At 72.2% G+C, this 18,066-nt stretch carries 16 protein-coding genes, 6 tRNA genes and 1 pseudogene; 14 read left to right on the top strand and 9 right to left on the bottom strand.

Annotation, left to right across the window (positions count from 1 at the left end; all coding sequences use genetic code 11):
- The first annotated feature begins 337 nt into the window (after nt 1-337).
- The 3 genes from cobT to RKD20_RS35955 all read left to right on the top strand — a co-directional run bounded on the left by cobT (nt 338) and on the right by RKD20_RS35955 (nt 6,430).
- Nucleotides 338-4,165 carry a nicotinate-nucleotide--dimethylbenzimidazole phosphoribosyltransferase gene (cobT, locus tag RKD20_RS35945; RefSeq protein WP_424881347.1) on the top strand — a complete coding sequence of 1,276 codons (3,828 nt, stop codon included), beginning with the start codon at nt 338-340 and terminating at the stop codon, nt 4,163-4,165.
- A 140-nt stretch (nt 4,166-4,305) separates the two neighbouring features.
- On the top strand, nt 4,306-5,547 hold the full coding sequence (gene cobA, locus RKD20_RS35950) for a uroporphyrinogen-III C-methyltransferase (protein WP_424881348.1): 1,242 nt from the start codon (nt 4,306-4,308) through the stop codon (nt 5,545-5,547).
- A gap of 64 nt (nt 5,548-5,611) precedes the next feature.
- On the top strand, nt 5,612-6,430 hold the full coding sequence (locus RKD20_RS35955) for a TrmH family RNA methyltransferase (RefSeq protein WP_351993518.1): 819 nt from the start codon (nt 5,612-5,614) through the stop codon (nt 6,428-6,430).
- A 54-nt stretch (nt 6,431-6,484) separates the two neighbouring features.
- Here the strand turns inward: RKD20_RS35955 and RKD20_RS35960 are convergent.
- Nucleotides 6,485-7,907, bottom strand: a pseudogene (locus tag RKD20_RS35960) (serine/threonine-protein kinase).
- 196 nt (nt 7,908-8,103) lie between these two features.
- On the opposite strand from RKD20_RS35960, the gene RKD20_RS35965 reads away from it, so the two are divergent.
- From RKD20_RS35965 to RKD20_RS35980, 4 genes are all read left to right on the top strand, one after another.
- On the top strand, nt 8,104-8,379 hold the full coding sequence (locus RKD20_RS35965; protein ID WP_007380750.1) for a hypothetical protein: 276 nt from the start codon (nt 8,104-8,106) through the stop codon (nt 8,377-8,379).
- A gap of 196 nt (nt 8,380-8,575) precedes the next feature.
- Nucleotides 8,576-8,758 (top strand): hypothetical protein, encoded by a 183-nt coding sequence (locus RKD20_RS35970; protein ID WP_028809711.1) that lies wholly within the window; start codon nt 8,576-8,578, stop codon nt 8,756-8,758.
- Between the two features lie 637 nt (nt 8,759-9,395).
- Nucleotides 9,396-10,334 carry an aminoglycoside phosphotransferase family protein gene (locus tag RKD20_RS35975; RefSeq protein WP_424881349.1) on the top strand — a complete coding sequence of 313 codons (939 nt, stop codon included), beginning with the start codon at nt 9,396-9,398 and terminating at the stop codon, nt 10,332-10,334.
- Nucleotides 10,335-10,414: 80 nt separating this feature from the next.
- Complete coding sequence (locus RKD20_RS35980) at nt 10,415-10,726, top strand: zf-TFIIB domain-containing protein (RefSeq protein ID WP_037899326.1); 312 nt, start codon at nt 10,415-10,417, stop codon at nt 10,724-10,726.
- A 48-nt stretch (nt 10,727-10,774) separates the two neighbouring features.
- Here RKD20_RS35980 and RKD20_RS35985 read toward each other — a convergent pair.
- The 5 genes from RKD20_RS35985 to RKD20_RS36005 form a co-directional block, all read right to left on the bottom strand.
- Nucleotides 10,775-10,846 (bottom strand) — tRNA-Val (locus RKD20_RS35985).
- A gap of 33 nt (nt 10,847-10,879) precedes the next feature.
- A tRNA-Val gene (locus RKD20_RS35990) sits at nt 10,880-10,951 on the bottom strand.
- Nucleotides 10,952-10,986: 35 nt separating this feature from the next.
- Nucleotides 10,987-11,058, bottom strand: a tRNA-Val gene (locus RKD20_RS35995).
- Between the two features lies 1 nt (nt 11,059).
- Nucleotides 11,060-11,133: transfer RNA gene (locus RKD20_RS36000), tRNA-Cys, on the bottom strand.
- A gap of 39 nt (nt 11,134-11,172) precedes the next feature.
- Nucleotides 11,173-11,245 (bottom strand) — tRNA-Gly (locus RKD20_RS36005).
- A gap of 178 nt (nt 11,246-11,423) precedes the next feature.
- On the opposite strand from RKD20_RS36005, the gene RKD20_RS36010 reads away from it, so the two are divergent.
- From RKD20_RS36010 to RKD20_RS36020, 3 genes are read left to right on the top strand one after another with little or no spacing between them, the layout of a single operon-like run.
- Nucleotides 11,424-12,467 (top strand): chorismate-binding protein, encoded by a 1,044-nt coding sequence (locus RKD20_RS36010; RefSeq protein WP_424881350.1) that lies wholly within the window; start codon nt 11,424-11,426, stop codon nt 12,465-12,467.
- Nucleotides 12,464-13,285, top strand: a complete 822-nt coding sequence (locus RKD20_RS36015) for an aminotransferase class IV (RefSeq protein ID WP_020117513.1) — start codon at nt 12,464-12,466, stop codon at nt 13,283-13,285. The genes RKD20_RS36010 and RKD20_RS36015 overlap by 4 nt, the downstream gene beginning before the upstream one ends.
- A gap of 50 nt (nt 13,286-13,335) precedes the next feature.
- On the top strand, nt 13,336-14,163 hold the full coding sequence (locus RKD20_RS36020) for a GNAT family N-acetyltransferase (protein ID WP_424881351.1): 828 nt from the start codon (nt 13,336-13,338) through the stop codon (nt 14,161-14,163).
- A 6-nt stretch (nt 14,164-14,169) separates the two neighbouring features.
- On the opposite strand, the gene RKD20_RS36025 is transcribed toward RKD20_RS36020, so the two are convergent.
- Nucleotides 14,170-14,706, bottom strand: a complete 537-nt coding sequence (locus tag RKD20_RS36025) for a DsbA family protein (protein ID WP_424881352.1) — start codon at nt 14,704-14,706, stop codon at nt 14,170-14,172.
- Between the two features lie 244 nt (nt 14,707-14,950).
- On the opposite strand from RKD20_RS36025, the gene RKD20_RS36030 reads away from it, so the two are divergent.
- Nucleotides 14,951-15,406 carry a hypothetical protein gene (locus RKD20_RS36030; protein ID WP_424881353.1) on the top strand — a complete coding sequence of 152 codons (456 nt, stop codon included), beginning with the start codon at nt 14,951-14,953 and terminating at the stop codon, nt 15,404-15,406.
- A 156-nt stretch (nt 15,407-15,562) separates the two neighbouring features.
- Nucleotides 15,563-15,715, top strand: a complete 153-nt coding sequence (locus RKD20_RS36035) for a hypothetical protein (protein WP_020117509.1) — start codon at nt 15,563-15,565, stop codon at nt 15,713-15,715.
- Between the two features lie 61 nt (nt 15,716-15,776).
- Here RKD20_RS36035 and RKD20_RS36040 read toward each other — a convergent pair whose 3' ends face one another.
- Both RKD20_RS36040 and RKD20_RS36045 read right to left on the bottom strand, forming a co-directional pair.
- Nucleotides 15,777-16,337, bottom strand: a complete 561-nt coding sequence (locus tag RKD20_RS36040; RefSeq protein ID WP_424881354.1) for a CGNR zinc finger domain-containing protein — start codon at nt 16,335-16,337, stop codon at nt 15,777-15,779.
- Between the two features lie 209 nt (nt 16,338-16,546).
- Nucleotides 16,547-16,960 carry an SsgA family sporulation/cell division regulator gene (locus tag RKD20_RS36045; RefSeq protein WP_004002642.1) on the bottom strand — a complete coding sequence of 138 codons (414 nt, stop codon included), beginning with the start codon at nt 16,958-16,960 and terminating at the stop codon, nt 16,547-16,549.
- 191 nt (nt 16,961-17,151) lie between these two features.
- On the opposite strand from RKD20_RS36045, the gene RKD20_RS36050 reads away from it, so the two are divergent.
- Both RKD20_RS36050 and RKD20_RS36055 read left to right on the top strand, forming a co-directional pair.
- Complete coding sequence (locus tag RKD20_RS36050; RefSeq protein ID WP_424881355.1) at nt 17,152-17,625, top strand: TIGR02611 family protein; 474 nt, start codon at nt 17,152-17,154, stop codon at nt 17,623-17,625.
- 78 nt (nt 17,626-17,703) lie between these two features.
- Nucleotides 17,704-17,775 (top strand) — tRNA-Val (locus RKD20_RS36055).
- The last annotated feature ends 291 nt before the right edge of the window (nt 17,776-18,066 follow it).

Raw genomic sequence — 18,066 nt, forward strand, 5'->3', positions numbered from 1 at the left:
CGTACTGCGCGCGGTAGGCTGGCCGACCGTTGTACCGCTCCCGGCCGACCGGCATTCGTTCGTCAATGTCCGGAAAGCGCGCCCGTTTTGGGATGGGGTGCGGTACGGCAGAACCGGAGGACGCGCAACGTGGCGCAGTCCACAGTGGGCTGTCGCGGATCAACCTGTCGCGACGGGAGAACGGCCGGGACAATGCCAGTTAATGGCTTTGTCGTCTTTCTCGGCGGGCCGTTCGTGCCGCTGGGCACGCACGCTCGTTCTTCACCACGGGGGCGGTCGGTGCGCCGTCCCCGGTGAGCTGGTCGTATAAGCACTAACCGATGGGCGAGGGGTACGCATGACCGACACCGGCCAGGTTCCGGGCGAGGGACTGCCGGAGAACGCAGGCATGGTGGAACAGCCCGGCGTTCCCGCGCCGGGTGCGTACACCTACCTCTCCGAGACCACCGCCGAGGACGAAGACCTGTTGCTGCTGCCGGGCGCCCAGAGCCCCTGGGGCAACGAGGTCGCCCCGCCCGCCCCGGAGCCGGTCGTCGAGACCGTCCACGAGCCGGGTCCGCACGAGATGGCCGGCCGGGACAGCGGAGTGCACGATCTGAGCGCGGTCCGTACACCGCAGGTCCAGGCTCCTACGGTGCCGATCCCGCCCATCACGCCCCGCCGGCCGCTGCACCTCGGGCCGCCGATCCCCGACGCCTCCGCGAGCCCGGTCCGCTCCCTTGCCGACCGCGGCCCCGCGGGCGCGCCGGTACGGCAGCCGGCCGCGCCCGGTCCCGGCCCCGAGTACTTCGAAGCCCCGCAGCCGCAGGGCGCGGTCCCGTGGGGCGCCCCGGCCCAGGCCGCCGTCCAGGTGCCGGTGAGCACGGTGGCCCCCGCTGCCGAAACGGTTGTTCCGGCGCCGGCACCGGTGGCCGCGACGGAGGCCGCGGTGGGCCACCTCGCTTCCGAGGAGGACGGCGCCGAGTACGAGGCCGCGGTGGCTCCGGTGCCGGATGCCGAGCCGGTCGCCGAGGCCGCGCACGTGCCGGTGGCCGAGGCCGCGCACGTGCCGGTGGCTGAGGCGGGCCAGGTCTTGGCCGACGGTTCCGGGGCGGACGGAGCTCAGCCACAGGTGCCGGGAGACGGTTCCCTGCCCGATGAGGTTCAGCCCGCACCCGCACCCGCACCCGCTGCCGAGGCGGACGCGTCTGGCGCCGACACCGCTGCGGTCGCCACGGACGAGGAGGCCCAGGTGGGCGAGGCGGCCGAGCAGACGCCCGTGCCCGAGGCCGTCGTGCCCGAGGCCGTCGTGTCTGAGCCCGTGGTGTCCGAGCCCGTCGTGGCCGAGACGGAGGTCGCCGGAGCCGAGTCGGTCGCGGAGGGACAGGAGGCGGTGGCTGCCGCCGTCCCGCAGGCTGGTGTCGCGCCGGAGGCAGTCGCGCCGGAAGTTGTCGTTCCGGAAGAAGTCGTTCCGGAAATGGTGACGGCCGAGGACGTGCCCCAGGAACCGGTGGTTGCTCCCGACGCTGCCCAGGAAGCCGTCCCAGCCCCGGAAACCGCCGCCCCCGAAATCGCACCCCCCGCCGGGGAAGCCGTCGCCGTGGCCGCTCCGGACGCCCCCGAAGCCGTAGCCCTCCAGGCACCCGCGGAGGCGGAACAGGCCCCGCAGTCGGCGGACGCCGTCACCGCGCCGGCCGAAGAGCTCCCCGCACTCGCGGAGGACGACTCGGCCGCAGAGGCTTCCGAGCCGCTTCCCGCGGAGGCTTCCGAGCCGCTTCCCGCGGAGGCTTCCGAGCCGCTCCCCGCGGAGGCTTCCGAGCCGCTCCCCGCCGAGGAAGCGGTGCCCGTCGAGCAGGCGGCACCGGCGATCGAGCAGGCCCAGGAGCCTGCCCCCGCCGCCCAGTCCACAGGGGAGCCGCAGCCGCCCCACGTCGTTCCCGCCCCGCAGGACTCCGTCCCTGAAGCGCCGGAGCCCGTCGCGGCGGACGCGGCCGACATCGACGTACAGCCGATGGACCCGACGGTTCCGGAGGACGCAGTCCAGCAGGCGGAGTTCCCGCCCACCCCGGATCAGGCGCCCGCGCCCCAGCCCATCCTGGCCGAACTCCCCGACGCCCAGCCCCAGTTCGCGACCCCCGGTTCCGCCGAGGTGCCCGTCGTCATGCCCGTGGGAGTTCCCCTGGAGCCCCAACCGGGTCAGCCCCTCGGTGAGTTCGTGCCGGTGGACGGAACGGTGCCGACGACCCCGCACCTCGCGCCGACCCCGCCCCACCCCCTGTCGCTCCCGACGGACGACACCCCGCAAGGCGTGGTCCCGGCCCCGCGTGACGCGGTCGACGGCCCCCAGCTCGCCCAGCAGGCGGACGACCTGGACACCCGGGCGGCCGACCAGGAAGACCAGGAAGACCAGGAAGTGAGCACGGCTCCCGTGGCAGAAGCACGACAGTCCACGGGCCCCGCCGCGCCCGCCTACGACGACGCCGAGCGCGAGGCCGTCCTCAAGGTCATGCGGGAGCGCCGCGACATCCGCAACGGCTTCCGCAGCGACCCGATCCCGCACGAGGTGCTGCTCCGCGTCCTGGAGGCCGCCCACACCGCGCCCTCCGTCGGCCACTCGCAGCCGTGGGACTTCGTCGTCATCCGCTCCGCCGAGACGCGCGCGGCGATGCAGGACCTGGCCCAGCGCCAGCGCGAGGCGTACGCCAAGTCGCTGCCCAAGGGCCGGGCCAAGCAGTTCAAGGAACTGAAGATCGAGGCCATCCTCGACACCCCGGTGAACATCGTCGTCACCGCCGACCCCACCCGCGGCGGCCGCCACACCCTCGGCCGGCACACCCAGCCGCAGATGGCCCCGTACTCCGCCGCGCTCGCCGTGGAGAACCTCTGGCTCGCGGCCCGCGCCGAAGGCCTCGGCGTCGGCTGGGTCAGCTTCTTCGACGAGCGCGAGATGGTCCGTGCGCTGGGGCTGCCCGAGCACCTGGAGGTCATCGCGTACCTGTGCGTCGGGTACGTCGACGAGTTCCCGGACGAGCCCGAGCTGATGCAGGCCGGCTGGTCCAAGCGCCGCCCGCTGTCCTGGGTCGTGCACGAGGAGACGTACGGCCGCCGCGCCCTGCCCGGCGAGGAGCCGCACGACCTGCTCGGCGAGACCGTCGCCCAGATCCGCCCGCTGGACGCCAAGGCGCTCGGCGAGGCCTGGGAGCGCCAGAAGCGGATGACCAAGCCGGCCGGTGCGCTCGGCATGCTGGAGATCATCTCCGCCCAGTTGTCCGGGCTCTCCCGGCAGTGCCCGCCGCCGATCCCGGAGCCCGCGGCCGTCGCGATCTTCGCCGGTGACCACGGCGTGCACGCCCAGGGCGTCACCCCCTGGCCGCAGGAGGTGACGGCCCAGATGGTCGCCAACTTCCTCGGCGGCGGCGCGGTCTGCAACGCCTTCGCGGGACAGGTGGGCGCCGAGGTGTGCGTGGTCGACGTCGGCGTGGCGTCCGAACTCCCGGCCACCCCCGGCCTGTTGCCCCGCAAGATCCGGGCCGGCACGTCCGACATGACCACCGGCCCCGCGATGACCCGCGAGGAGGCCAAACAGGCCATCGAGGTCGGCATCGAGACCGCGCGCGACCTGGTCGCGGCCGGCAACAAGGCGCTCCTCACGGGCGAGATGGGCATCGCGAACACCACCGCGTCCGCCGCCCTGATCTCCGTCTTCACGGGCACCGACCCCGCCGAGGTCACCGGCCGCGGCACCGGCATCAACGACGAGACCCTGGCCCGCAAGACCGAGGTCGTCCGCCGCGCGATCGAACTCCACCAGCCGGACCCCGCCGACCCGATCGGCGTCCTGGCGGCGATCGGCGGCTTCGAACACGCGGCGATGGTGGGCCTGCTGCTAGGCGGCGCCTCCCTCCGCACGCCGGTCATCCTCGACGGCGTCAGCGCGGGCGCCGCCGCCCTGGTGGCCCGCGCGATCGCCCCGGAGGTCCTCGCGGCCTGCATCGCGGGCCACCGCAGCGCCGAACCGGGCCATGTGGCCGCCCTGAACAAGCTCGGCCTGCGCCCCCTGGTCGACCTCGACCTGCGCCTCGGCGAGGGCACGGGCGCCCTGCTGGCCCTGCCGCTGGTCCAGAGCACGGCGCGGGCCATGCACGAGGTCGCCACGTTCGACTCGGCGGGTGTCACCGAGAAGTGACCCCGCGACCGGGGTGGGGTACGCGCTCCTGCGTGCACCCCACCCCGGCCGTACGCTGAACCCATCTCTAAAATCTGCACGTCAGGGCTGCTCCGGCGCCGTAGCACCCATCGCCTTGCCAGGACGAGGAGCCGCACCTCATGGCCGAACACCCCGCCTACCCCGTAGGCCTCCGCCTCACCGGCCGCAGGGTCGTCGTCCTGGGAGGCGGTCAGGTCGCCCAGCGCCGTCTGCCCGCCCTCATCGCGGCGGGCGCGGACATCCTCCTGGTGTCCCCCGAGGCCACCCCCTCGGTGGAGGCGATGGCGGACGCGGGCGAGATCGCCTGGGAGAAACGGCCCTACCGCGAGGGCGACCTCGCGGACGCCTGGTACGCCCTCATCGCCACCAGTGACCCGGAAGCCAACACGCGGGCCTCCGCCGAGGCCGAGCGCCACCGCGTGTGGTGCGTCCGCTCCGACGACGCCGACGCCGCCACCGCCTGGACCCCGGCGACGGGCCACAGCGAGGGCGTCACGGTCGCCGTGCTCACGACCAACGCGAAGGGCCGCGACCCCCGCCACACGGCGGCCGTCCGGGACGCGGTCGTCGAGGGCCTGCGCGACGGCACCCTCGTCGCCCCCCACCACCGCACCCGCACCCCCGGCGTCGCGCTGGTCGGCGGCGGCCCGGGCGACCCCGACCTGATCACGGTCCGCGGCCGTCGCCTCCTCGCCGAGGCCGACGTCGTCATCGCCGACCGCCTCGGCCCCCGCGACCTCCTCGCCGAACTCCCGCCGCACGTCGAGGTGATCGACGCGGCGAAGATCCCGTACGGCCGTTTCATGGCCCAGGAGGCCATCAACAACGCCCTGATCGAGCACGCCAAGCAGGGCAAGTCGGTCGTACGGCTGAAGGGCGGGGACCCCTATGTCTTCGGCCGGGGCATGGAGGAGCTGCACGCCCTCGCCGAGGCCGGCATCCCGTGCACGGTCGTTCCCGGCATCTCCAGCTCGATCTCGGTCCCGGGCGCGGCCGGCATCCCGGTCACCCACCGGGGCGTGGCCCACGAGTTCACGGTGGTCAGCGGCCACGTGGCGCCGGACGACGACCGCTCCCTGGTCGACTGGCCCTCGCTCGCCAAGCTCACGGGCACCCTCGTGATCCTCATGGGCGTCGACAAGATCGGCCGGATCGCGGAGACCCTGGTCGCCCACGGCAAGTCGTCCGACACCCCGGTCGCCCTGGTCCAGGAGGGGACGACGGCCGCCCAGCGCCGGGTCGACGCCACTTTGGCGACGGTCGGCGAGGTGGTCGTCGCCGAGGACGTGAAGCCCCCGGCCGTCATCGTCGTCGGCGAGGTCGTCGCCGTAGGACCGCCGGTGTCGGAGCCGTCGGAGTAACCCGGGGTAACACAACCCGCTCCCAGCCGTTGGCACCGCTCCCAGGACAAGGCAGTATCACTCTGTGGCCGATCTCATCACCGTCGAGGACCCCGACGACCCGCGCCTGCACGACTACACGGGCCTGACCGACGTCGAACTGCGCCGCAAACGCGAGCCGGCCGAGGGCCTGTTCATCGCCGAGGGCGAGAAGGTCATCCGCCGGGCGAAGGACGCCGGCTACGAGATGCGCTCCATGCTGCTGTCCGCGAAGTGGGTCGACGTCATGCGTGACGTCATCGACGAACTCCCCGCCCCGGTGTACGCCGTCAGCCCGGAGCTCGCCGAGCAGGTCACCGGGTACCACGTGCACCGGGGCGCGCTCGCCTCCATGCAGCGCAAACCGCTGCCCACGGCGGCCGAGTTGCTCCAGACCGCCCGGCGCGTGGTGGTCATGGAGTCGGTGAACGACCACACCAACATCGGCGCGATCTTCCGCTCGGCGGCGGCTCTCGGCATGGACGCGGTGCTGCTGTCGCCCGACTGCGCCGACCCCCTGTACCGCCGCAGCGTCAAGGTCTCGATGGGCGCGGTCTTCTCCGTCCCCTACGCCCGCCTCGACACCTGGCCCAAGAGCCTGGACTCGGTCCGCGAGGCCGGCTTCACCCTCCTCGCCCTCACCCCGGACGCCAAGGCCAAGACCCTCGACGAGGCCGCCCCGCACCGGATGGACCGGGTCGCGCTGATGCTCGGCGCCGAGGGCGACGGCCTGACCACCCAGGCCCTGGTCGCCGCCGACGAATGGGTCCGCATCCCGATGGCCCACGGCGTCGACTCCCTCAACGTGGGAGCGGCGGCCGCGGTGGCCTTCTACGCGGTGGCCACGGGACGACCGCAGGCCTGACCGGCGGTCCCCGTCCGCTCCGGACCCTGCCCTACGACGGTCCCGGCGGCGTGCTCAGTCCGTGCCGACGCCGGCCGGCCGCTGCGGCGGTACCTGGTCCGGCGACGCGTGCACCTGACCCTGCCGCTGCTCCCGTACGACGCCGTCGCCGTCGCCGCCGAGTCCGCGCGACGGTCCCTGGCAGCCCTGGGCCGCGGCGATGCCGAGTGCCACGAGCAGGGTCACGACGACGAACACGAACAGCCGCTGGCGCAGGAGGCGCGGGTTCGCGGGGCGCAGCCCCGACTTGGTGTTCCTGGGCGCCGGGCGGCCCGTACCGCTGCGCGGCGCGGGCCGGCTTCCGCTGCCGGAGCGGGTCGTGTTCCGCGAGGAGGAGGACGGGGTGGGCCGGGAGCCGGGACGGGAGGAGGGCAAGCCATTGCCGCGCGGGGTGCTGCCGCCGCGTGACGGAGCACCGCCTCGCGCGGCGGCCTGGCCCCGGGTCTGTCCGGAACCGCGGGCCTGGGAACCTCCCTGGGAGCCGGACGGGCCGGGCTGTCCCTGGGGGCGTCGCTGGGCGGCCCGCTCCGGGTAGGTGTCGGCGATGCGTCCGGTGGGCCGGTCCACCTCCCCGGCGCGCGGGGGCCGGCGGGCGAAGATCCGGCAGGCCCTGCGCCTCGCGGGCCGCGATCTCCTTGAGCCGCAGCGACAGTTGGAGGGTGCTCGGCCGCTCCTCGGGGTCCTTCGCCAGACAGGCCCGGATGAGGGGGGCGACCGCGTCGGGCACACCGTGCAGCTGGGCCTCCTCGTGCACCACGCGGTACAGCATCACCTCGGAACTGCCGTGTCCGAAGGGCGAGTCGCCCATCGAGGCGTACGCCAGGGTCGCGCCCAGGGAGAACACGTCCGTGGCCGGCGTCACCGCGGCGCCGCGCACCTGCTCGGGCGCGAGGAACCCGGGGGAGCCGACGGCGGTGCCGACATGGGTGAGGGTGGAGGCTCCGGTCGCCCAGGCGATGCCGAAGTCGATGATCCGGGGGCCCTTGGGGGAGAGGAGGATGTTCGACGGCTTGAGGTCGCGGTGCACGACCCCCGCCTCGTGCACGGCGACGAGCCCCTCCGACAGGGCCGCCCCGATGGAGGCGACCTCGGCGGCCCCGAGGGAACCCTCGTCGGCGACCTTGTCGTGGAGGGAGGGGCCGGGCACGTACTGGGTGGCGAACCACGGGCGGTCCGCTTCCAGATCGGCCGCGACCAGCCGCGCGGTGCAGCCGCCGCGGATCCGCCGGGCCGCGGAGACCTCGCGCGCGAACCGTGACCGGAACTCCTGGTCCTCGGCCAGATCCGGCCGGATGACCTTCAGCGCGACCCGCTGCCCCTTGCGGTCGGAGCCCAGGTAGACGACTCCCATCCCCCCGGCGCCGAGCCGTCTGTGAAGCCTGAACGAGCCGACGACGCGCGGGTCCTCGCGCCTCAGGCGCATCATCGCCATGTTCATCCCCGCTGCCCGGTCCGTGTGACGAGCCACAGCTTACGTTTCCGCGGGCCGCCGCGCGCAGAGGCCGCGCCCTCTCGTCCCGATGGATTGTCAGTGCCGGGTGGGAGAATTGAAGGGTGGTCAGGGAGCCGGAGGGCGGGCGGACTTCGGTTCGGATGTGATCCCAACCACCCGTCGCAGAAGGGGGATTGAACCCGTGAAGGGTGATCGCGTGGAGATAGTCGTGGACGCAGGGGACACGACGCGCACCTACGAGGTGGTGGCGAGCAGGGCGGGCCGCCGGGTGGAGACGGCGGTACGACGAGGTGTCGTGGAAGTGAGCGAAGTCACGCGGAACGGATCGGTGGTGCGTACGGCCCGTTTCATGGCAACCCGGGTGCTGGCTCTGGTGGAGCAGCCGGTGCCGCGCGAGGACAGCTCGGAGAAAGCGGGGCAGACCGGGCGACCCCTCCGGGAAGACCCGGAGACCTAGGTCCTCGTCTCCACCCACGGGAGTACTCCGCTCGTCATGGCTCATCCTCGGGGAGGCCCGGCAATCGGTACGAGGGCATGACGTGCGGGGAGCCCATGACGCCTAGATTTGAGGTCAAGCGGCGGGTGCAGCACTCGTCCCCCGAGGTCAGACACCCGCCGCTGCCAACGACAACAGATCGGTCAGGAGAGGGACCATGGCTCTTACGGCACCGCGGACACTGTCCCGCACACGTCAGCCCCGCCGTACGGGTCGTCGCCACCCGCTGGTGGCGACACTGATGGCCCTTCCTCTGGCGGTCCTGCTCCTCGTCGTCTTCGACGGCTGGGAGACAGTGGCCACACAAGCGTCGTCCGTGGGAGTGATGCTGGGGCGCTGAGCGGCGACCCCAGGCCCGGAAGAGCGGTCCGGGCGGGGACATCAACCTATGAAACCCCGTGGGGACGGGGGTGCGGCGGACGGCAAAATGCCGGCGCAGCTGGGGAGCTGCGCCGGCATTGCGTTTCCCTCCGGGGGTTGGGCGGCTGTGCGGGTGCGGGTGCGTGGGGGCGGGGGTTTTTGCGCAGTTCCCCGCGCCCCTGGGTGCCTGCGGCGCAGCTGCGGGTCCGGTGGGGGCTTGTGTAGCGCGTGCGGTTCGGTGGGTGGGTCGGGGCCGGGGTGGGGGGTATCCGTCCTCGGTCCGGCGGCTCGGTTCCTTTGAGTAGTGCCCGGTGACGGACGCCGGCCGCTGCGGGCGGACACCCCCCACCCCGTCCCCTGCCCGCCGTACGCGGCTGACGGCCCGTCGTGGCGCGCGGTCGCGGCGGAGGAAGGTGTCGAACGGTCCGTCGTGGCGCATGAGGTGGCGTACGGTCCCGTCCTGGCCGGGGTGACTGCACTTACCTAGGGGCGCGGGGAACTGCGCGACCAGCCACAACGCACCCGCACCCGCCCGACAACCTGACCCGGCACCCCCATAGGCGCCCCGAACCCGGCACCATACTGAGGGCGCCAGACCCCGCCGCCCAGGGAGCCCCGTGACCACCCACCGCCTGCTCACCGAGCTCACCCTCAGAGCGAGAAGCGCGGCTCACCCCGGCGAGGAAAAGGCGTGCGGCTGCGGTGCGGCAACGCTCGCCGACCGCCCCGACGCCACCGTCGTCCGGCACGCCGACACCGTCGCGAAGGCGCACGCCCCCGGTACGGCCCCCGCCGACCTGGCTCCCCGCCTCGCCATGGCCGCCCGCCTCCCCGGCATCCTCCTGCCCCCACTCGGCGAGACCCCCGTCCACCTGCACGGCAGGCTCGTCACCTTCTGGCCGTACGGCGAACCCGTGGACCCGGAGAACCCCGATGCCGCCCCCTGGGAACCGGCCGCCAGTCTCCTCGCCCATCTCCACCGCACTCCCGCCCCGCCAGGACTGCCCCCCATGCGTGGCCCGGCCAAGGCGGCCCTCGCCGTTGCCCGTCTGCTCGCCACCACTCGCCGGGGGCACGCCGTTCCTGTGCTGCGCGCCTGGCTCACCCTCCCGGCCTGGGCCCGCGCCGAGACCCCCCTTTGCGACACCACGACCCTCTGCCACGGCGACCTGCACCTCGGCCAGCTCGTCCGCCACCCCGCTCCCGACGGTCCCTGGCGTCTCATCGACGTCGACGACCTCGGCGTGGGGGAGCCCGCCTGGGACCTCGCCCGTCCCGCCGCCTGGTACGCCTGCGGCCTGCTGTCGCCCGACGACTGGTCCCGCTTCCTCGGTGCCTACCGGGCGGCCGGCGGCCCCGCTGTTCCGGCCGGTGGCGACCCCTGGCCGGCCCTGGACGTCCCCGCCCGCGCCCTCACCGTGCAGACCGCGGCCCGGGCGATCGTCAAGGCGATCGAGGCGGATCGCGCGCTGGACGACGTGGAGCAGGCGGTCGTCGACGCCTGTGACCGAATGGGTTCCGCCCCGCCGCAGTTGGCGGACGGTTTCGCGAAGTAGGGTGCAACCGACCAGAGCCGGACAGAGTCTGTCCTGGCGTAACGCTAAGCAGGATCAACCGGCGAGGAGTTGAGCCGACGATGCAGTGTCCGAAGTGCCACGCCCCGATGCACACGTACAACCGCAACGGTGTCCAGATCGAGCAGTGCAGCGGCTGCCGCGGGATCTTTCTCGACTACGGCGAGCTGGAGGCGCTGACCCGGCTGGAGGGCCAGTGGGGCGGCGGCCCCGCCGTTCCGCCGCCGCCGGCCGCGCCGCAGTACCCGGCCCAGCCCGGCGCACCGGCCTGGGGCGCCCCGCAGCACGGCGGCGGTCACTACGGCGGCCACGGCGGTCATCACGGCGGCCACCACCGCAACCGCGGCTTCGGCCACATGCTGTTCTCCAGCTGACCCGGAGACGAAGAAGCCCCCGGCCGCAGGGCCGGGGGCTTCGGTGTGTGCGCGATACTGGGATTGAACCAGTGACCTCTTCCGTGTCAGGGAAGCGCTCTCCCGCTGAGCTAATCGCGCGGGAAACCACGATCAAGGATCGTGTGTACTGCGTGCGCGATACTGGGATTGAACCAGTGACCTCTTCCGTGTCAGGGAAGCGCTCTCCCGCTGAGCTAATCGCGCGGGTCGAACCTTCGATGATCTTGTCGAAGATCCAGTGGACGATACTGGGATTGAACCAGTGACCTCTTCCGTGTCAGGGAAGCGCTCTCCCGCTGAGCTAATCGTCCTTGGAGGTGGAGACGGGATTTGAACCCGTGTAGACGGCTTTGCAGGCCGTTGCCTCGCCTCTCGGCCACTCCACCAGGAGTGCAGGGGCTCGGGAAGATCCCCTGGTTCCATCGAGCGGACGACGAGGCTCGAACTCGCGACCTCAACCTTGGCAAGGTTGCGCTCTACCAACTGAGCTACGTCCGCTTGTCGTTTCGGTCCGCTCTCGCGGCCCGGCGACGAGTTGAACTCTAGCGGATTCCGGGGCCAGCACAAAAACGCGTTTGCGCAGCGTGCTGCGGTGCGTATGTCGACGTGCGTGGTCAGGGGGGCCGGAAGGACATGGCCAGGTCACCCGCAGGACACCCGCCATAGACTCGACAGCGTGCTCGACCTCGCTCCTCTCGCCCGCTTCGGCGACCGCGTCGCCACCGGTCTCCTCGATGTCACCAGCGACCCCGCGGCCCTGGACTCCAGCGGCTTCTGGGCCGTCGCGGCGGACTTCGAGGGCGGCCTGACCTGCGCCCGCTTCGCCCACGTACGCCAGGAGCCGGTGCCCGCCCCGGTGCCGGGGGCGTGGCGGGGGCCCGCGGCCGGTGACTGGACGTCGTCATTGGACCGCGCCGCGTACACGGAGGGCGTGCGACGGATTCGCGCGCACATCGCCTCCGGCGAGGTCTATCAGGCGAACCTCTGCCGTGTCCTGACCGCGCCCCTCGCACCCGGCGCCGACGTGGACGCGCTGACCGCGCTGCTGGCCCGCGGCAACCCGGCGCCGTATGCAGGAACGATCCGGCTGCCCGGACACGGGGTGGAGATCGCCACCGCGAGCCCCGAGCTGTTCCTGCGCCGGGCGGGGCGGGTCGTGGAGTCGGGGCCGATCAAGGGCACCGGGCGGACCGAGGACGACCTGCTGGCCAAGGACTACGCCGAGAACGTGATGATCGTGGACCTGGTGCGCAACGACCTGGGGCGGGTGTGCGCCACGGGCAGCGTCACCGTTCCCGACCTGTGCGCCGTGGAGAAGCACCCCGGTCTCGTCCACCTCGTGTCGAGTGTGCGGGGCGAGCTGCGCGAGGGCGCGGGCTGGGCCGAGCTGTTCGGCGCCGCCTTCCCGCCCGGCTCGGTGACCGGCGCGCCCAAGTCCAGCGCCCTGCGGATCATCGACGCCCTGGAGACCGCGCCCAGGGGGCCGTACTGCGGGGGCGTCGGCTGGGTCGACGCCGACCGGGGCACCGGGGAGCTGGCCGTCGGCATCCGCACCTTCTGGATCGACCGGGCCGAGGGAGTGCTGCGCTTCGGCACCGGCGCCGGGATCACCTGGGGGTCCGACCCCGAGGGGGAGTGGCGGGAGACCGAGCTGAAGGCCTCCCGGCTGCTCGCGGTAGCGTCGGGGGTGCACGAGGTGAGTGGAGGGACCCTGACGTGAAGATCTGGCTCGACGGCGGGCTGCAGGACATCGAGACCGCCCGCGTCTCCGTCTTCGACCATGGGCTGACCGTGGGCGACGGCATCTTCGAGACCGTGAAGGCGGTGGACGGCCGCCTTTTCGCCCTCACCCGGCATCTCGACCGGCTGACCCTGTCGGCGCGGGGACTCGGGCTGCCCGACCCCGATCACGACGAGGTCCGCCGCGCCTGCGCCGCCGTACTCGACGCGAATCCGATGCCGCTGGGCCGCCTGCGCATCACCTACACCGGTGGTCACGGTCCCCTCGGATCCGACCGGGGCGAGCAAGGGCCGACCCTGGTGGTCGCCCTCGGCGAGTCCGCCCCGCGCCCCGAGTCTACGGCCGTGATCACGGTGCCGTGGACCCGTAACGAGCGTGGCGCGCTCACCGGGCTCAAGACCACCTCGTACGCCGAGAACGTCGTCGCACTTGCACGCGCGCGTGCGGACGACGCTTCCGAGGCGCTGTTCGCGAACACGGTCGGACAGTTGTGCGAGGGCACCGGGTCGAACGTCTTCGTCGTGCTCGACGGCGAGATCCACACTCCGCCGCTCGCCTCCGGCTGCCTCGCGGGCATCACGCGCGCGTTGACCGTCGAATGGACCGGGGCCAAGGAGACCGATCTGCCGCTGGACGTCCTGGAGCGGGCCGACGAGATCTTCCTCACCTCGACCCTGCGGGACGTCCAGGCCGTCCACCGCGTCGACGCGCGCGAACTGCCGGGCGCGCCCGGCCCGGTGACCGCCAAGGCCATGCGGATCTTCCAGGAGCGGGCCGGGCACGACCTCGATCCGTAAAGGCCCGGGATATTGAGCTGCCCCGGCGTGCCGCACAGGGTAGAACTCCGGTGATGACCACCACTCTGCGGCCGACCGAGCCGCTCCAGCGCGGCGCCGACGGGGCGCTGTCCCGCCACTACACGGTGTGCGTGAACAGCCGTCCCGTCGGGGCGATACACCTCGCGACCCATCCGGCCTTCGGACTGGCCGTCGCCCAGATCCGGGACCTGCGGATCGACGAGCCGGACCGCAGACGCGGCCGCGGCACGGTCGCCGCGCTGGCCGCCGAGGAGGTGGCGCGGGGCTGGGGCTGCGGGCAGCTGGAGATCAGGGTGCCCGCCGACGCCGAGCCCACGCTGCGGCTCGCCACCACGCTCGGCTACGTCCACCGCAACCGCGGCATGGAGAAGCCGCTCGGCGCCGACGCGCCCGAACTGCCCGCGGGCAGCCGGGGCAGGCCCATGACGGAAGCCGAGTTCCGGCTGTGGGCGGAGCGTGGCATCACGGAGTACGCCGGTGACTGGAGCACCCGCGGGGTGCCCGAGGCCGAGGCCAGGGCGCGGTCGCGCACGGAGCACGAACAGCTGGTGCAGCGGGGTCTTGCGACACCGGAGGCGCTGTACAGCGTCCTGGAGCACGACGGCGTCCCGGTCGGGGTGCTGTGGGTGGAGTTCATCGACGCCAAGGCCATGGTCTACGACGTCGAGACGGAGGAGGCCTTCCGCGGCCGGGGGCACGGCCGTTCCCTGATGCTGCTGGCCGAGGCCCAGGCGATCGCGTCCGGCAGACGGGTCCTGGGTCTCAACGTCTTCGCGGGCAACACACCGGCGGAGCGGCTGTACGAGTCGCTGGGATACGTGACGGTGGGTTACTCGATGTACAAGAGCCTGCTCTGAGGCGGCTCACTCCTGCCCGGCTCGGTCCTGCCCGGCGAGCAGCCGGTCCGCGATCTCCTCGACCCGGGCGCGCAGCCCGTCCTGGCTCTTGCCGCCGTCGAGACGCTCGCCGTCGATGACGTACGTCGGTGTTCCGCTCACACCGATCGCCTTGCCCTCGGCCTGGTCGGCGTCCACGATCAGGATGTGCCGGCCGTCGATCAGCGCGGTGTCGAACTCCTCGGCGTCGAGCCCCAGTTCACGGGCGACCTCGACCAGGAAGGGTTCTCCCTCACGGTCCAGCTCCTCGACGCGCCCGAGCACGGCCTCGACGTACTCCCAGCCCCTGCCCTGCTCCAGCGCCTCCTCGGCGGCCTGCGCGGCGGCGAAGGAGTGCTTGTGCTTCTCCAACGGGAAGTGCCGCAGCCGAAGTTCCAGACGGTCGCCGTAACGGGCACGCAGGGCCCGGACGTCGTCCAGCGCGTCACGGCAGTCCGGGCACTGGAGCTCGCACCAGACATCGAGAACGGGCGCGGCGGCACGGGCGGGGGAGGGGTCGCTCATGGTCCCAGTCTCCCAGCTCGGGCCCATCTGGCCGAATCGCCCCCGCCCGTCCACGACGGCACCGCCCCGGCCGCGACGGCTCAGCCCGCGTCACCGGTACGAGGCCGACCGGCACCTGCGGAGGAGGTGACCCGGAGATGTCCCTGATGTCCTGCCCGGGGCATGGCCCGGTAGGGGTCGGGAGGTGCAGGATGGATAGGGACGAAGCGGCACGTTGCCGATCGAGCCCTGCCTGGAGGACCGGATGATTGCCGAGACCGTCTGTTCCGCCGTCGCCGCGGCCGGCCTGGGCATCGCGGCGGTCACCGCGTACCGGAAGCGTTTCCTCGCGGCCACCCGTATCGCCGCCTACTCCCTCGTCCCACTCGGTCTGGTGATGACGGGCGTCGTCGACTGGCTCGCGGACACCGCCTTCAGCCCGACCGCCTGGGCGGGCTTCGGCGTGCTCGGCCTGTCGTGGGTGCTGTTCTCGACCACGCGCGCGGTGGAGCGCCGCCGCGGCACCCGCAAGGAGCGCAAGGCGGCCCGTGGCGCCCAGCGGGAGGCGGTGGCCCCCACGGCCTCGGCACCCTCCATCGGCCCGGCCGCGCGCACCCCGGCGACCCCGGCGACCCGCCCCGCGGGCAAGTCCCGGGCCACCGAGTCCGCCGGGGAGGACTTCAGTGACATCGAGGCCATCCTGAAGAAGCACGGCATATGAAGATCGCGCGGTGAACTGAAACGTTCGCAGTGGCACCCGCGTCGGTCCGTAAGTGATCACGACTCGGAACGGACATCACGGAATCCGGCGAACTCCCGGTCATTCCGGGCGTGTTGATCGCGTCGGGGGCGCCGACTGCGCCATCATCGCCGCGAGATGCTGGACACGAAACAGAGCGATACCGCGCCGCCGCAGGACGAGCCGCGTGGATGCCTTTTCGCCCTTTCCCAGCCACCGCTGATGATCTTCCTTGCGGTGATCGGGTCTCTCCTGCTCATGGCTGCGCTGCACGACCTGCTGCTGCTCTGAGCCGTACCCGTGGTCCCCGGCGTCACCCGTCGGGGACCACGACGACACCCGTGCCCGGGTCTCAGCCCGCGGCTTCCTTGCGCCGCGCCCGGTAGGCGGCCACATGCAGACGGTTTCCGCAGGTCCGGCTGTCGCAGTAGCGCCGCGAGCGATTGCGGGACAGGTCGACGAAGGCCCGTCGGCAGTCGGGCGCCTCGCAGCGCCGCAGCCGCTCCTGCTCGCCGGCCACCACGAAGAACGCCAGCGCCATCCCGCAGTCGGCCGCCAGGTGGTCGGCGACGGAGGCCCCCGGCGCGAAGTAGTGCACATGCCACTCGTAGCCGTCGTGATCCGTGAGCCGGGGAGTGGTGCCCGCGGCCGCGACCAGATCGTTGATCAGCGCGGCGGCGGCCCGGGCGTCCGGGGCGGCGAAGACCGAGGCGAACCGGCCGCGGATCCTGCGCACCGCCGACAGGTCGAGCTCCGACAGCACCCCGACATCACTGATCTCGTGGTTTTGTACGAAATCCTCGAGCGCCCCGACATCCGGCAGCGCGTCCGGCGACGCGTCGTCCTCCGGTGCGGTGTTCACCAGATCGACCACGGTGTCGAGGGCGCACCGGGTGTCGTGGGTGATCAGCACGATTCGCTCCCTGGCCTGGGGGTCGGGCGAACGCCCGCCGATGCTGGCCGATGGTAGTGGTTCGCCGGTGCTCGGTGACGGGCCGCACGACAGGCGCCGTGGCTGCGGAGCGCTCCGCAGCCACGGCGCCTGTCGTTCCTTATGCGGTTGTACCAGCCCGAGCCGTCTCCCCGAGTGGACGGCGCCGGGCGGCTCTGTGCGGCCTCGCCCTAGCTTTCCGCCAGGATGTGCGAGAGCTCCTGATCCAGGTCGAAGTGACGGTGTTCCGTGCCCGGGGGCACGGCGGCGTCGGTCCGCTTCAGGAACGACTCCAGGGCCCGCGCCGGGGCCTCGAGCAGTGCCTCCCCCTCCGGGGAGCTGAGGGCGATGCAGACGACGCCCTGACCGTGGCTGCGCGACGGCCAGACTCGGACGTCGCCGGTTCCGGTGGGCCGGTGGAGGCCCTCCGCGAGAAGGTCGCGGGCGAACACCCACTCGACGGTCTCCTCGGCTCCGGTGTGGAAGGTGGCGTGCACGGCGTAGGGGTCGGCCGTGTCGTACCGCAGGCCTGCGGGGACAGGCAGGGAGGACTCGCTCGACACAACGAGGCGCAGGTGCAGCTCGCAGCTGACCGTGGTGTTCATAAGCGCCAGGGCCTTTCGCTCAGTGTGCGCTCGGGGATTCGCACGTCGGCGAAATCGACATGCCACCTACGGTGCCGTTGTAAACCCCTCTGAGTGTTTTGCGTGCCTTTACGTAACTCTTCCGGCCGAGGCCCCCTTGGGGAGGTACGACCATTCCGGTGACCGGTTTCTCTCCGGTAGGGTTCAGCTGTATGAATACGGGGAGTGACGAGCCGCGCGAGGTCGCTGTGGCACCTGACGAGCAGGCGGGCAAGAAGCCGGACGAGGCGCAGGACGGGGCGCAGGACGAGCAGGGGCTCGGTTCCAGGGCGCCGGAATTCATCAAGTCGCGGCGGCTGCTGCACCTGAGCTGGCAGGTTCTGGTCTTTGTCATCGGCCTCGCGGTCGTGGTGGGCGGCATCATCATGCTGCCGCTGCCCGGGCCCGGCTGGGTCGTGATCTTCGGCGGCATGGCGATCTGGGCGACCGAGTTCGTCTGGGCTCAGCTCGTCCTGCGCTGGACCAAACGCAAGGTGACCGAAGCGGCCCACCGCGCCCTCGATCCCAGGGTGCGCCGACGCAACATCATCCTGACCTCGGTCGGCCTGGTGATCATCGGCGCGATCCTCGGGGTCTACCTCTGGAAGTTCGGCTTCGAGATGCCCTGGAACATCAAGGACCAGTGAGTCGCGCTGGGGGGTGCCGAGGCTGTCACCGCTGGTCACAGGCACCCCCTGACATGGGGTAATGTACTTCCTGCGCCCGGGCGATTAGCTCAGTGGGAGAGCGCTTCGTTCACACCGAAGAGGTCACTGGTTCGAACCCAGTATCGCCCACCCGGACCGACGGCCCGTCTGCGATATCGCAGACGGGCCGTCGGCGTGTGCGCGGACCGGTCGGCAGGTCGAGGCCGCCGCCTCCGCCGCGCGCGACGGTCCGGGGCGAGGCGTCCTCGCCGGTCGTCCTCTTTCGGCCGCCCGTCGCTCCCCTGGGACAGTTCGCGCGCCGTTCGACCGGTCGATCCCGCGTCTCTCACCTGGGGCATCGTCAGTTTCCTCGTGCTGCACGCCCGTTGAAGGTGCTCCGGCCTCTCACCACACTCTCAATAAATTCCTGTCCGAATCATT

Origin of the sequence: Streptomyces sp. SLBN-8D4 (assembly GCF_049739545.1) — a bacterium.
Taxonomy (GTDB): domain Bacteria; phylum Actinomycetota; class Actinomycetes; order Streptomycetales; family Streptomycetaceae; genus Streptomyces; species Streptomyces canus_C.